Raw genomic sequence first — 14,248 nt, forward strand, 5'->3', positions numbered from 1 at the left:
CGATGCCCAACGTTTCCACCATGTCCGAGCGCCAGCAGCGCGCCGCCGAGTTCCTGCGCAAGGCCGGCGTGCTGCCTGTGATCACCGTGCACACCCTCGACGAAGCGCGCGCGATCGCCGATTCACTGCTCGAAGGCGGCTTGAACACGCTCGAGCTCACGTTGCGTACGCCGGTCGCGATCGACGCGCTGGCGATGCTCAAGCGCGAGCGCCCGGACATCGTCATCGGCGCCGGCACCATCCTCAACGCCGATAACATCCGCGCTTCGATCGATGCCGGCGCGGATTTTCTGGTGACCCCCGGCACGCCGCCAGCGCTGGCCGATGCCCTGGCCGAAGCCGACATTCCGGTGGTGCCCGGCGCGGCGACGCCGACCGAATTCATGGCGTTGCGCGAGCGCGGCTTCCGCAACTGCAAGCTGTTTCCAGCCAGCGCGGTCGGTGGCCTGGCGATGCTCAAGGGCCTCGCCGGTCCATTGCACGACATGCGCTTCTGCCCCACCGGCGGCATCTCCGAATCCAACGCCGCCGAATTCCTGTCGCAGCCGAACGTGCTGTGCATCGGCGGCTCGTGGATGCTCGAAAAAGGCTGGCTGGAAGTCGGCGATTACGCCCGCGTGCGCGAAACCGCGGCGCGCGCCGCGCAGATCGTGCGGGATGTGCGCGGCTGAGGAGTGCGCCCAGTTCGCCGCGGCGGTGGCGCGTCTCAATAGCGGGTCGGAACCGGTCCGCGACGATCTGCGCGGACCGCAGCGGTGCGTTTCCCGCAAGCGCCGAACGCCCCCTCGTAAGGGACGGCAGAGACACGCCCCAAGCGCTTCCGCGGCACCGATCGCGTTGAGGCATCACCCGCTCGACTCATCGTCCCGCAGCCCGCGCGCGTCGGCGAGTCACCGCAATGTGTCTGGCATCACGCCATACTGGATACCCAACTCCAAGACCGCGTCCGAACGATTGTCGGCGTACAGCAGTTCGAGCACGCGCACGCGGTAATCGTGATTGTCGTTGGCGGCAAGCAGGCCCTCTGCCGCTTCGTAGATCTCCGACAGCGTGCCATCGCGGATGCCGGCGTAGTCGCCCTCCGCGATTTCCGCCGGCGACTTGTCGCTGCCATCGGGCCTCGTTTCCGACGTTTCCTGGCTGCGCGCATAGGCATGCGCATCCGGGAAATTCTCTTCGAGGAATCCGCGCGCCAGCAGGCCGACATCGACGCCCGCCAGCGGCTTTTCGCCGAACTCCTGCATGAGCGCCAGCATCGCCTGCGGATCTTCGGCGTGCATCTGCTCGAACAGTTCGACCGCCTGCTCGCCCTGCAGGCCGTAGCCGTCGGCGACCGCCTTGAACACGTACGGCGCGAATGCCAGACCAGGATCGGCGGCCAGCATCGACTGCCACTGTTCGCCGGAGATTCCCAGACCGGCGGCGACGTTGTTCATCGCCTCGCCGCTGCCGAGCATCAGTTCGATCATGTCGGCATCCATGCCGGTCGCTTCGAGATAACCGCGCAGCTCTTCCCGCGTCTGGTGCTTGTCGATCGCGTCGCCGATCGCGCCACCGATTGCCGAGATCACGGCGCCGATGCCACTGACGATCGAACCGGCCGCAGTGCCCGGGCCCGGGAACAGCGCGACGGCGCTGCCGAGCATGCCGAAGACATCGCCCATCGCCGCGATCGCATAACCGACGTTGCTGCCCTCGCCCGCCTTCTGCAGATTGATCGCCACCGACGTGGCGCTCGCCAGTACGCCGAGGCCCGGCGCAAGGCGCGCCGCGAACGTCGCGAAGCGCGCGGCGTCGTCGCCGTACTGCGCCAGGCGTCCGGCGTCTGCGAAGTGCTTGGCCGCACCTGCAAGTAGATTGAGGCCGCTTTCGCCCGCCGATGCAAAGCCCTGCACAGCTTCGAGGTATTCGCCTTCCTGCGTGCTCTGGCCGGCCTTGATCGCACCCATCACCACACCGACGCCGGCCATCGCGTGTGCGAACGGCGATGCCTCCCCGAACTCGTCGCCAAGTTTCTTCAACGGGTCGAAGTTGCCGGCGGCGATGGCATCCATCATCGCCATGCCGTCCTGGAAGCTGCCGATGCCGCCCTTGACGCCGTCGAACAGTCCCTTGGCGTTCTGCAGCGGCGCGAACGCCTCCTTGAGGTCGGCCACCGCGGCCTGCAGATCGCCATCATGACGGGCGACGATCTCGACCGTCGCCGCACTGGCGATGCGTTCGAACAGTTCGCCCTGCAGAGCTTCGGTGTGCGCGGAGAACGCACCCGCCAGCGCCGAATCCGGCACGCCCTGGATCTCGCCCAGCAGCGCTAGTGCAAGCTCGCCATGCCCGGAATCGGCGAGCTGGCCCAAGGTCTCGACCATCTGCGCGGCGACCGCCGGGTCGCGCACCGCAGCGGCGAGCAAGGCCTCGCGATTCGCCTCGACGTGGCTGGCCAGCGCCTGTCCGGCATCCGCTTCCGCGGCGTAGACCTCTGCATGCCCCTCGGCGCTGCGGAATGCTTCGATGAAGTCCGCCTGCTGATCGGGCGTCAGCGGCCCGGCGCGCAACAGATGCGTGGCGAGTGCCTCGTTGAGTGTGTCGGCTTCGGCCTTGGCATCGTTGTAAGTGTTCTGCAGTTCTTCCAGCGCGCTCGCGGCCTCGCGCGTCTGCTGCGTGCGGCCGACATTGTCGATCCCAAGTGCGCTGGCAATCTCCTGCCAGCCCGCGTTGTCTGCCGCCGAGTGGCGGATCTGGCCTTCAGTGAGCACGCCGCGCTCGACCGCCACGCCAAGTGCGGTGGTCAGCCCGCTGCGCGCGGCATCTGCATCTGCGCCGGTGAGCATGTAGCCGCCTTCCGCGTCACGGCTGAAGAGTCCCCAGTTCGGTGCGGTCGCCGCATCCAGCACACCCGCGTCGTTGGCCAGGCGCACCAATTCGCCGAGATAGGCGGGTTCGGTCGCGTGTTGCGAGGCCAGCGTGCCGAGCTGGTAGGGCGCGCCGAGGGCGCCACTGCCGATGTTCTGGGCGGCGAAGTCCTCCTGCGCACGCTGGACCTGCTGCGCTTCGATACGCGCGATATCCATCGGCGGCATCCCGGCCGGGAGTTGCGGCAGCGACGGACCGGACGGGGTCGTGCCGGTCAGCGCCTGATAGGTTTCACGCGTCTCGACGCCGCTGCGCAGCTCTACCGTGTTGGCGACCGCCTCGCGACCGAAGGTCTCGTGCAGGCGTACCAGATTGTCCGCATCGAGCCTGGTCGCCAGATCGTTCAACAACGTCTGCCGGTCGCTGGCCGGCAGCGCCTGCACCTCGGCGTTGAACGCGTCCGCCTGGTTGGCGTCCATCTCCGCGACCGTCGCGTTCGCAGCTTCCGGCGTCGATGTCCGCAGCGTGTCGACGCGCGGCGGCGGAGGTGGGGGTGGTGGGGTGTATTCGGACTGTCGGATCGACTGGACGGACATGCGGGCGCTGCTCCGGCTCGGATTGCGGACCCGATGACCCTAGCAGCGTCCCCGACCCGGGACAGGTGGGGCTCACCCTAGTCGTGCGCACGGCCGCGCATTCAGCGCGGCCTGCGGTTCAGTCCAAACGCCGCGCCGGCAGCGTCAATGCGGCGCGCTCGCCGGTGTCGATGGCCGACTGCCCGAGCGCGACTGTGTAGTCGCCGGCGGCGATCCGCCAGCTGCGATCGTTCGGGTGGTAATCCGCGAACAGGCGCGGCGCAAGCGCGACCTCGACCTCACGTGTTTCGCCCGCTTCCAGTTCGATGCGGTCCCAACCGGCCAGTCGCAGCGGCGTTGCATGACCCTGCGGTAGATGCACGTACAGCTGCGGCACCGCAACGCCGTCTCGCTCGCCGGTATTGCGTACCGTGAAGCGCGCGACGATCCGTTCGCCGTCGGCGCGTACCTGCAGGTCCGATGTTGCGAATGTCGTGTACGACAGACCGTGGCCGAAGGCGTAGCGCGGCGTCAGACCCTTGGCCGAGAACCAGCGGTAGCCGACGTTGGCGCCTTCGATGTCGTAGTCGATGGTGTCCTCCGGCTTCTGCGCCGGATTGAAACCCAGCCCGGGAATCGTCGGACGCGGCAGCTGCGAGACATCGACCGGCCAGGTCACCGGCAGATGCCCTGACGGATTCACCGCGCCGGTCAGCAGGCGCGCGATCGCTTCGCCGCCGCGGATACCGGGATACCAGGCCTGCAGCACGCCAGGCACCACGTCGATCCACGGCAATTCGACCGGCCCATTGGTCTGCAGCACGACCACGCTGCGCGGGTTGGCCGCAGCGACGGCGGCGATCAACGCGTCCTGCCCGTCGGGCAGGCGCATGTCGGGCAGATCCACCGATTCTGCAGCCCACTGCGTGGCGAACACGATGGCGACATCGGCCTCGCGCGCGAGACGCGCGGCGGCTGCGCGGTCGCGACCGTCGGCGTAGTCGATACGCGCATCCGGCAGGGCCTCGCGCAATGCGAGCAGCGGCGAGGACGGCTGGAACATCACCGGGCCCGGCCAGGTCGTCGGCTGCACACCGGTGACGGCACTGGTGCCGCGCGAGGTCCAACCGACCATCGATGAGCCGCCGCCGGCAATCACGCCCGTGTCAGCGTGTCCGCCGATCACCGCGATGCGGCGCACACCGGGCGCGAGCGGCAGTACGCCGTTCTCGTTGCGCAGCAGCACCGCGCCCGCTTCCGCCGTGCGCTGGGCGACATCGAAACCGATCGCATCGAGCGCCGCATCGACCGGCTGACGCTGCGGCGGGTGCTCGAACGCGCCGATGGCGATGAAGCTGCGCAGGATGCGGTGGACCATGTCGTCGAGCCGCGTCTGCGGCACCACGCCAGCGCCAACCGCCATGCGCAGCGGCACGTCGAAATACACGGCCTTGTCGAACACCTCGCCCGCCGACTGCTGGTCGAGGCCGGCATTCGCCGCCTTCGACGCGCTGTGCACCCCGCCCCAGTCCGACATCACGTAGCCGGGGTAACGCCAATCGCGCTTGAGCACGTTGTTGAGCAACTCGTCGTGTTCGCAGCCGTAGGTGCCGTTGATGCGGTTGTAGCTGCACATCACCGAACCGGGCTGGCCGATCTCGATCGCGACATGAAACGCGAGCAGGTCGGATTCGTGCATCGCACGGTCACCGATCTCCGCGCTGTGCGTGTTGCGCGCGGTCTCCATGTCGTTGAGCGCGTAGTGCTTCATCGTCGACAGCACGTGCTGCGACTGCACGCCGCGGATGGATTCGCCGACCAGCGTGCCCGCGAGCAGCGGATCCTCACCGGCGTACTCGAAATTGCGGCCATTGCGCGGATCGCGCTGCAAGTTGACGCTGCCGGCCAGTAACACGTTGAAACCCTGACGCCAGGCTTCTCGTCCCATGGTTTCGCCGCCCTTGAAGGCGATGTCGCGGCTCCAGGTCGACGCGGTCATCGGGCCTGACGGCATCGCCGTCGCGTGATCGCCCGTGCGTGCGCCGCCGGGATTGGTCACGCCGAGGCCGGCATCGACCAGGCTCTGCGCCGGAATGCCCAGGCGCGGAATCGGCGCCACGTAGCCGGCCGCAGTGAGCGCCTCTTCCGGCTTCTTCTCGCCGATCGCGAAGCGGCTGCGGATCAACGCGAACTTTTCGTCCTGCGTCATCGCCGCGACCAGCAACGCGGCGCGCGCGTCCGGCGACTGGCCGGCATCCATCCAAGGCTGCGCACTGGTCGCGTCCTGCGCGAATGCCGGCGCGGCGGCCAGCAACGCGCACACCAGCATGCGCGTCGACGTCTGGGTCTTCATCGAACTCCCCTCCCCTCGAAATGTTTCTGTAGGCGCGCGCTGGCGGGCGATGGAAATTCCCGTGGATGCCACATCGCGCGCCAGCGCGCGCCTACAACAATTGCCGCGAACGCCCGCGTCCGCAGGCCTCGCGTCTCAGCCCGCGCCCGCGACCCGCACCTTTGCGCCTGCACGCGTGATGCGCAGTTCGTTGCCGTCCCACTGCGCGGCTTGGCCGTCGATCGTCGTCGCGCCCGGCACGCTCTCGTACGGCCACTGCAGCACCAGGCCGCCCTTGGGCAGACCACTGCCGGCCGCGATGTCGAGCAGCAGTGCATCGCCCTCGCGGCGCAGCGAATAGCCCACCGTGCCCTGCGGCGTGCGCATGCCACGCAAGGCGACGCCCTCGTTCAACCACTCGGCGGGCACGCCGGCGGCCAGTACCAGGCTGTCGTCGACTTCGCGCACGTAGGCAAACATGTCCAGCGCCGAGCGGACAAAATCCGACCCCACCCAGGCATGCGGCAGATCGCCGAGGAAGAACGGCACGCGCGGCGTCGGCGTCACCACCTCGCCCCACTGGTTCCACGGTTGCGGCGCGCGATGGCCGAAGAACCATTCGCGCACCTCGTTCGCACGCTCGCGCCAGCCCAGGCGTACGAACGCGGCGACGTTGCGCCACTCGTAGGGCGTGTAGTCCTTCCACTGCTCGCGGCCGTCGCGGCGGTCGGTGAACTTGGTCCAGTAGCGCTCGAAGGTGTTGGTCAGCAGCGGCTCGGGCAGGCGGCCCTGCTCGCCGCCCGGGGCCAGCGCGATGGTCGTCGAGGTCGCATCGAAATCGCCGAGCTCGGCAGCGCCGGGCAGGAAGTCGATGCCGTGCTGCTCGGCGGCGTTGCGCAGCGAGGCATCGAGGTCGACGCGGAACTCGTCGCGCGCAGCGGCCATGCGCCTGGCGTCGTCCGGCTTGCCCAGCGCTTCGGCGATTTCCACCGCGTCCTTGTAGCCGCGCAGCGCCCAGAAGTTGTCCCAGTACGAATGCATCGGCTTGGCCGAATAGCCTTCGTGACTGATCGAGGCCGGCATCATGCCGTAGAACGCCGCGTTGACCTTGCGGTTTTCCTCGGTGCGCTCGCTGGCGCGCAGTTCTTCCATGTAGGTGTACGCGCCGAGCACGTGCGGCCACATTTTCTGCAGGAAGGCGTCGTCGCCGGTGTAGCGCCAGTATTCGGCGATGTTGAAGATCAGCTCGCCGTGGCTGTCGTTCTCGGGCACCGGATCGCTGCCGCGGTCATCGACGCAACACGGCACCTTGCCGTTGTCGAACTGGTAGGGCGCGTACCACTCCACATAGTCCTTGACCACTTCCGGACGGCCCATGCGCAACAGGCCCTCGGAGATCATCGCGCCGTCGCGGATCCAGCTGCGCGCGTACGAGCGAGTGCCCGGCTGCAGGCGCGGCCCGATGCGCGAGATCAGCATGTGCGCCAGCGACGTCCGCAGCGTGTCGGCGAGATCCTTGCCCGCGGCCGGCACGTCGAAGCCCACTTCGTCGAGCTTGCCGCGCCATTCGCCCGCCACCGTGTCCTGCATCGACTGCGGGTTCCAGTTCGCCGGTGCAGCCGCCATCTCGCCGGTCATCGGAATCAGCAGATCGAATTCGCGCGACTCGCCCGGCGCCAGCCGCACCGTGTAGACCATCGCGCCGGACGCGAACGCCTGCGGATCCTCGACCTCGGTCGTCGTCGGCCAGGTGCCGGTCGCCAGGTGTTCGACGTCCATTCCCGCATCGAACGTGGTCGCGAACGCGGCCTGCGCCGGCTGACGCGCGAACACGCGCGGCTTGCCGTCGACGCGCACGCCGTCGGTGGTGACGGCGAGCTGGCGCAGCGGACTGACGCCGCCGATGATGTTGAGGAACTGGGTCGGCGGATTGACCTGCATCGGGCGCACCGCGAGCGCGAGCTGGTAATCGCGCGCCTCACCGCCGGGATTGCTGAGCCGGTAGCGCGCGACCAACTGCGAATCCTCCGGCGTGCCGCGGGCAAACCCGGTCACGCGCAGGCCCAGCGCCTCGTGGCTCCAGTCGACGCTGGGAATCGGCAGGTAGTCGTTCTGCAGGGTCTGCTCGATCTTCGCGTCCGCCCAGGTCACCAGCGTGTCGCCGACGCGCACGAAGGGTTCGATCGAGAACCCGCCAGCAGCGACTTCGATCGCACCGTCCTCGCCGATCAGGCCCTGCTGCAGGCCACCATCGAGTCCGAGGATCGTCCAATACGCCTGTTCGCCGCTGAAACCGCGCGGGAACTGGCCCTTGGGCCGGTCGGCCGCGACCGCTTCGAGTACATCGTTCGGATGTTCGGACATCGCCAGTGGCTGCACCGCAACCTCCGCCAGCGCGAAACCGTCGACGGGGCCCCCGCGCAGATCGAGACCGATGTAGCGCGCCTCGGCTTCCGGCAGCGCCAGCCAGTCGATGTCGCCATTGCCTACGGTCACCTCTCGCACCTGGGTCCACTGCTCGCCGTCGGCGGACAGCGACACGGCGTAGCTCGACGCGTGACGACCCGGCTGCCACTGCAGGCGCAGTCCGCCGAACTCGCGCAGCGAACCGAGATCGAGCACCACGTTCTGCGGCGCCGCGGCGGTGGTCCACGCGCTCTGCGCGTTGCCGTCGACGACGTTGTCAACGCCGTCAGGCGTCGTGGTCGAGGCGGCGCTGGCAGTCAACGGCGAGGTGTCGTCGGGCGGCAGGGTTTCGAACGTGAGCTGGTCGAAGCAGACCGTGCCCTTGCCGCCGGCGTTGTTGTAGATCGTGAACTCGAGCTTCTCGCTCGCGCGCAGCGTCTTGTCCGGCTCCGGACCCCAGGCCTTGTCGATGTGGCGCTTGCGGTAGCGGATATCGGTCCATTCGTTCGGGAAATCGTACTTCGGCCGGTTGACCCACCACACGTTGTCGCCGCTGGCGTCGACGACCTTGAACTGCAGATCGTTGGCCGGCGACTCGCCGCGCATGCGGAATGCGAAGCGGTAGTTCTCCGGATATTCCATCTTGAGATCGCGCTGGATGCCGACATGGCCGGACACGCCGTTGTAGTCGTAGTCCAAGCACAACGCCTTGCCGCCGTCGACATCGACTTGGCGCAAGGTGCCGGTGACCTGGTTCGAGGCCACGACGGTCCACGTCGATGGATCTTCGAAATCGTCGAGGATGCGGACGCCCTCACCTGCTGCGGTCGCGGCAGCGTCGCCGGTCGGCGTCGGTGAGACATTGCAGGCCGCCAGCGCGGTGGTCAACGCGGCGATGCCTGCGACGCGCGCGATGCGGCAACGGTCGGACGACGCGGTGGCGACGTCAGCCAGCGTCATGTCGGTGTCGGCAGGCGCGCGCGTGGCGCGGGTGTCGAGGATCTTCATGCGGTGCGTTGGCTCCGTGGTTTGATTCGGGTGTTGCGGTTTGATCTGGAAAAGCGTGTCGATCGAGTCGCGCGCTTCAGGGGCCTAATGGCCGCACTCGACACGATCCCGCTGCCATCCATGGCGCGACACTCTCGGCTCCGGAAAGGCCTGCCCAGCCATCCCTGGCCGGGCGTTCGCCGACGCGCGAACCAATGGTTCGCAAGCGCGTCGGCTCACCCTTTTACGCTGCCGAGCAGCAGGCCCTGGATGTAGTAGCGCTGCAGCGCGAGGAACAGCAGCAGCACCGGGATCACGGTGACGACGGCGCCGGCCATCATCATCTCGACGTCCTGGATGTGTTCGCGCGACAGCGCCGCCAGCGCGACCGGCAGCGTGTAGTTGGTCTGGTCGGTCAGCACGATCAGCGGCCACATGAAATCGTTCCACGCGGCCATGAAGGTGAAGATGGTCAGCGTCACCAGCACCGGCTTGAGCATCGGCAACACGATCTGGAAGAAGATCCGCATCTCGCCGGCGCCGTCGATGCGCGCGGCTTCGAGCAGTTCGTCGGGAATCGAACGCGCGTACTGGCGCACCAGAAAGATGCCGAACACCGTCGCCAGTCCCGGGATGACCACTGCGCCGAAACTGTTCACCAGGCCCAGGCCCTTCATCATCAGGAACAACGGCAGCATCGCCACCTGCGCGGGGATCACCAGCGCAGCGAGCAGGATTTGGAAGATCCGTTCGCGCCCCTTGAAGCGCAGCTTGGCGAAAGCGTAACCGGCCATCGTGTTGATCAGCAGCGCGCCGAGGGTGATCGCCGCCGAGATCATCAGGCTGTTGGCGAAATAGCGCCCCATGCCCGCACGCGCGAACAGCTCGTGGTAGTTGTCGAACGACATCGCCGACGGCAACAGCGGCGGCGGAAATCCGCTGGCTTCGCCGGTGGGCATGAATGAGACCGACAGCATCCACGCCAGCGGCGCCAGCGCGACGATCGCCAGTGCGACCAGCGCAGCGTTGACCGCCCAGGCCGACCAGCGCGTCGCGCCGACTTCGTGATACGCCGCGATCCGGCTCATACCAGCTCCCGCTTGCGCCCGAAGCGCAGCAGCAATGTGGTGACGCCGAGGATGATCAGGAACAGCATAAACGCCACTGCCGATGCGCGGCCGAGGTTCCACCACATGAAGCCTTCCTCGTACATGAAGTACAGCACGCTGACCGTGCTCTGCAACGGATCGCCACGCGTCATCACGTAAGGCTCGGCGAAGAGTTGGAAGTAGCCCGACACGGTGATCACCGCGACCACCAACAACACCGGGCCGAGCATCGGCAACGTGACGTGGACGAATTGCTTCCAGCGCGAGGCGCCGTCGATACGCGCGGCCTCGTACAGGTCTTCGGGAATCGCGGCGAGGCCGGCGATGAAGATCACCATGTTGTAGCCGAAGTTCTTCCACACCGCGAACAGGATGATCGTCGGCATGGCCCACGCCGGATCGCCCAGCCAGTCGACCGGCGCGATGCCGATATGGCCGAGCGCCCAGTTCACCAGGCCGTAGCTGGTGTGGAACAGATAGCGCCAGATCACCGCGACCGCGACCAGCGTCGTCACCACCGGCGCGAACAGCGCCGTGCGGAACAGACCCTTGAAGCGCGCGGCCTTGGCGTTGAGCAGCAAGGCCGCGCCGAGCGAGACGCCGATCGACAGCGGCACGCCGATGACGACGAAGTACGCCGTATTGCCGAGCGACTTCCAGAACAGCGGCGTCTGCAGCAGATCGAAGTAATTGCCGAGCGCGACGAAGCGCAGGTTCGACATGTCCGACAGCGCGTAGAGATCGAAGTCGGTCAGGCTCAGCAGCAACGCCGATGCCACCGGAATGCCGAAGAAGATGCCGAGCACGATCAGCGCCGGCCCGGCGAAGATCCAGCCTGCGGTACTAGCGCGCATGGGCGGCCCCGGAATTCGTCTGCTCTGGTGGGGGGGCGCTTGAGGCGTTCCCGATAGGGCCATTCGCGCGCGAGCGCGCTCCTACGGACCCACCTTCTTCCGCTTCGCGCTCACGCACCCAGCGGCGTTTCTCGAGCAGGGTGTCCACGCGCGCGTCGAGCGCCTGCAGCGCCTGGTCCTGCGCCATGCCACCCCGCACCACGCGTTCGCTCATCAGGCGCATCTCCTGCACGATCCGCTCCCACTCCAGCACCTTGGGCGTGGGCTCGACGCGTTCGAGCTGGTCGCGGAACGCCTGCGCATACGGGTCCTCGCGAAGCTGCGGGAATTCCCAGGTACTGCGACGCGGCGGCAGGTTGCCGATCATCGCGTGGAAGCGTTGCTGGATCTCCGGCCGCGACAGGAATTCCATCAGCTGCCAGCTCGCGTCCTTGTTCGGCGAGTCGCGGAACATCACCAGCGAGGTGCCCCCGGCGATGCCCGCACCCGGACCGTCCGGACCCGGCAGCGACGCGGTGCCCCACTGGTCCTGCAGCTCGGCCGGCAGGCGATCGCGGAACTCGCGGATGTTCCAGGGACCGGACACGTAGAACGAGAAGAAGCCGCGACCGAACTCGTCCCAGACGTTGGATATCTGGGTTTCCGACATCCGCGGCGCCCAGCCCTGCTCGAACATGTTGGTGTAGAAGCCCAGCGCGCGGGTGAAGCCCGGGCTGGTGAAATTGCCGCGACTGTCGTCGTCGCGCAGCAGCGGATCGTTCTGCTGCAGGCCGAACGACAGCAGCTGTTCGAACTCGTTGAGCGGAAGCATCACCGCATAGCGGTCCGGGCCGACGTGTGCCTTGACCGCCGCCATCGCGGTTTCCCACTCCTGCCATGTGCGCGGCAGCGTTTCGACGCCGGCCGCGGCCAGGATGTCCTTGCGATAGAAGATCAGGCGCGTGTCGACGTACCACGGCACGCCCAGCAGCGTGTCGTCGACGACGTTGGTGTGCCAGATGCCGGGGAAGTAGTCGGATTCCTCGATGACATCGGATGCATCGACACGCGACTGCAGTGGTTCCAGTGCGCCGAGCACCGCGAACTCCGGCACCCAGGTGTTGCCGAGCTGGCAGATGTCGGGCAGCGCATCGGCCGCGAACGCAGTCAACAGTTTTTCGTGCGCCGACGTCCATGGAATCTGCTGGATCTCGACCCGGATGTCCGGATGCTCGCGCTCGAATTCACGCACCAGTTCCGACACGACCTCGGCCTCGCGGCCCATCGCCCAGAAGCGGACGACGGTCTGCTCGTCGCGCCGCGCGCAGGCTGCGAGCAACACGAGCGTGAGCACCAGGCAGACGAAGCGCAGCGCCGCAGACACACGAAGCGCGTCCGGATCGCGTCGGAATGCGTGCAAGCGCTTACTCCGCCGGGACCGGATCGGACGCACGCGACGGCGCCGGTGCAGGCGCGCGACCATCGCGATCGGCCCGCTGGTTGGCAGCGCGAGATTCCGCAATCCCCATCGAACGCGCCGTCGCGGCCTCGGTATCCGGCGGGCCGGAATCCTTGGGCTCGTCTTCGCCGGCGAGCCAGCCACCGGTGAAGCCCGCACGCTCCAGGCCAGCGCGGATATACGGGTTCTTCTTCATCACGTTCCAGACGAAATCGTTCCGGTAATTGGCGATCATCGCCAGGATCGGCCCCTGGTCGATCGCGATGTAGTCGCTGGCCACCCAGCCCTTGCCCGGCACGATGCGGCCGGTCTTCAACGGCACGTCCTCGTAGGTGAAGCTCGGATTGAACGAGTCGAGAAAGCCGTAGCTCGAATACAGATAGTCGCCATAGCGACGATGCATCTCCTCGGTCGCGGGAATCACGATCTCAGGCGCGAACGCGAGCGACGCGACGGCGGCGGTCGGGGCGATGGTGCCGTCGTCGAACGCGACATCGAGGCCTGCGCCACGGGCGCTGTAGTGACGGAACTCGCGCTGCTCGCCGTTGAAATCCTGGTCGGTACGCTGCGGTCCGTCGCTGGCGGTCAGCCCCCAGACGTTCTCGCCGTACTCCTTCCAGCCCATCGGATTGTCGATCGCGTACTGGCGCTGCGCATACGTCGCACGGCGGCTGTTCTCGAAGTAGTCGATGCCGCGGCGGCGCATGTAATCGTCACGGATGCCGCGGAAATCCACCCACACGTGCGTGTACTGGTGGCCGAAGTGCGGCGCGAAGCTCAGGTATTCCTGGCCGCGGAACACGCCCCAGGACTTGTCGTAGGTGCGCGTCCACACTTCCCACGCTTCCGGACCGACCGGATGCGTCGGCGAGCCCAGGGCCAGGATGTAGACGAGCATCGCTTCGTCGTAGCCGGTCCAGTCGTGCTCGATGAAGCCGCTCTCGGGATACCAGCCCATCGAGATCAGCGGCGCACGCTGCTGCAGGAACGGCCAGCGCACATTGCGGTAAAGCTGGTCGGCGAGCTTGCGGATCTCGGCTTCGCGCGGATCGTCGCGGTCGTAATACGACTGCGCGAACAGCACGCCCATCATCATCAGGCCGGTGTCGACACTCGACAGTTCGACCCATGGCTCGAAGCGATGGCCGTCCTGCATATCGATGAAGTGATAGAAAAAGCCCTGGTGACCACCGGTGCCGGTGGCCTGCGGACCCATCTTCACGTCCCGGAAGAATTTCAAGGTGGTCAGCGTGCGATCCACCGCCTGCGTGCGGCTGACCCATCCGCGCTCGATGCCGATCGGATACGCGGTCAGCGCGTAGCCCACCGCGGCAACGCTGGAGAACGGACGCGACGGAAAGCGGTCGGGCGTCAGACCGTTGACCTCGTTGGTCGTGTCCCAGAAATACTGGAACGTACGGCGCTCGATGTCGGCGAACAACGGCGGCAGTTCGGGCGGTCCCTTCACCTCTTCCTCCACCGGCGCAACCACCTCCGGCACCTGCGCGATGGGGCCGGGTTTCGGCGGCGGCACATCGGGTTCGGCAGGTGCCCGCTCGCCGCAGCCAGCCAGGAACAACGCGGCAAGCGCGACGAAAATCAGGAGTTGGAACGCACGGAGACGGGATTGCATCGTGAAGGAAACCTCGCGCTGAAATCGTTTACAGGGGCCAGTATAAAACTGCCGGTACCCCGAA

Annotated in this window: 8 protein-coding genes; 1 reads left to right on the top strand and 7 read right to left on the bottom strand. The window is 67.2% G+C overall.

The window, feature by feature from the left end; all coding sequences use genetic code 11:
* Positions 1-2 precede the first annotated feature (2 nt).
* Positions 3-671 (top strand): bifunctional 4-hydroxy-2-oxoglutarate aldolase/2-dehydro-3-deoxy-phosphogluconate aldolase, encoded by a 669-nt coding sequence (gene eda, locus J2X52_RS15880; RefSeq protein WP_310155569.1) that lies wholly within the window; start codon positions 3-5, stop codon positions 669-671.
* Positions 672-890: 219 nt separating this feature from the next.
* Here eda and J2X52_RS15885 read toward each other — a convergent pair whose 3' ends face one another.
* The 7 genes from J2X52_RS15885 to J2X52_RS15915 form a co-directional block, all read right to left on the bottom strand.
* The gene (locus tag J2X52_RS15885; protein WP_310155573.1) at positions 891-3,446 is read right to left on the bottom strand and encodes a hypothetical protein; all 2,556 of its coding nucleotides are present in this window, start codon (positions 3,444-3,446) and stop codon (positions 891-893) included.
* 118 nt (positions 3,447-3,564) lie between these two features.
* Positions 3,565-5,754 carry a glycoside hydrolase family 3 C-terminal domain-containing protein gene (locus J2X52_RS15890; protein ID WP_310155701.1) on the bottom strand — a complete coding sequence of 730 codons (2,190 nt, stop codon included), beginning with the start codon at positions 5,752-5,754 and terminating at the stop codon, positions 3,565-3,567.
* A gap of 159 nt (positions 5,755-5,913) precedes the next feature.
* Positions 5,914-9,171, bottom strand: a complete 3,258-nt coding sequence (locus tag J2X52_RS15895) for a discoidin domain-containing protein (protein ID WP_310155576.1) — start codon at positions 9,169-9,171, stop codon at positions 5,914-5,916.
* A 215-nt stretch (positions 9,172-9,386) separates the two neighbouring features.
* Positions 9,387-10,238, bottom strand: coding sequence for a carbohydrate ABC transporter permease (locus J2X52_RS15900; protein WP_310155579.1), 852 nt, complete (start codon positions 10,236-10,238; stop codon positions 9,387-9,389).
* The gene (locus J2X52_RS15905; protein WP_310155582.1) at positions 10,235-11,113 is read right to left on the bottom strand and encodes a sugar ABC transporter permease; all 879 of its coding nucleotides are present in this window, start codon (positions 11,111-11,113) and stop codon (positions 10,235-10,237) included. Before J2X52_RS15905 ends, J2X52_RS15900 begins: the two co-directional genes overlap by 4 nt.
* A complete protein-coding gene (locus J2X52_RS15910) occupies positions 11,103-12,377 on the bottom strand; it encodes a sugar ABC transporter substrate-binding protein (RefSeq protein WP_310155703.1) in 1,275 nt (424 codons plus the stop codon). The genes J2X52_RS15905 and J2X52_RS15910 overlap by 11 nt, the downstream gene beginning before the upstream one ends.
* A 139-nt stretch (positions 12,378-12,516) precedes the next feature.
* A complete protein-coding gene (locus J2X52_RS15915) occupies positions 12,517-14,184 on the bottom strand; it encodes a glucoamylase family protein (protein WP_310155585.1) in 1,668 nt (555 codons plus the stop codon).
* Positions 14,185-14,248 lie beyond the last annotated feature (64 nt).

The organism is Luteimonas sp. 3794 (genome assembly GCF_031456825.1).
In the GTDB taxonomy this organism is placed as follows: domain Bacteria; phylum Pseudomonadota; class Gammaproteobacteria; order Xanthomonadales; family Xanthomonadaceae; genus Luteimonas.

Bases quoted from the DNA above. Each gene is read 5' to 3' on its own strand.
- eda (WP_310155569.1), top strand. From the start codon at position 3: ATGCCCAACGTTTCCACCATGTCCGAGCGCCAGCAGCGCGCCGCCGAG.
- J2X52_RS15885 (WP_310155573.1), bottom strand. From the start codon at position 3,446: ATGTCCGTCCAGTCGATCCGACAGTCCGAATACACCCCACCACCCCCA.
- J2X52_RS15890 (WP_310155701.1), bottom strand. From the start codon at position 5,754: ATGCTGGTGTGCGCGTTGCTGGCCGCCGCGCCGGCATTCGCGCAGGAC.
- J2X52_RS15895 (WP_310155576.1), bottom strand. From the start codon at position 9,171: ATGAAGATCCTCGACACCCGCGCCACGCGCGCGCCTGCCGACACCGAC.
- J2X52_RS15900 (WP_310155579.1), bottom strand. From the start codon at position 10,238: ATGAGCCGGATCGCGGCGTATCACGAAGTCGGCGCGACGCGCTGGTCG.
- J2X52_RS15905 (WP_310155582.1), bottom strand. From the start codon at position 11,113: ATGCGCGCTAGTACCGCAGGCTGGATCTTCGCCGGGCCGGCGCTGATC.
- J2X52_RS15910 (WP_310155703.1), bottom strand. From the start codon at position 12,377: ATGGGCCGCGAGGCCGAGGTCGTGTCGGAACTGGTGCGTGAATTCGAG.
- J2X52_RS15915 (WP_310155585.1), bottom strand. From the start codon at position 14,184: ATGCAATCCCGTCTCCGTGCGTTCCAACTCCTGATTTTCGTCGCGCTT.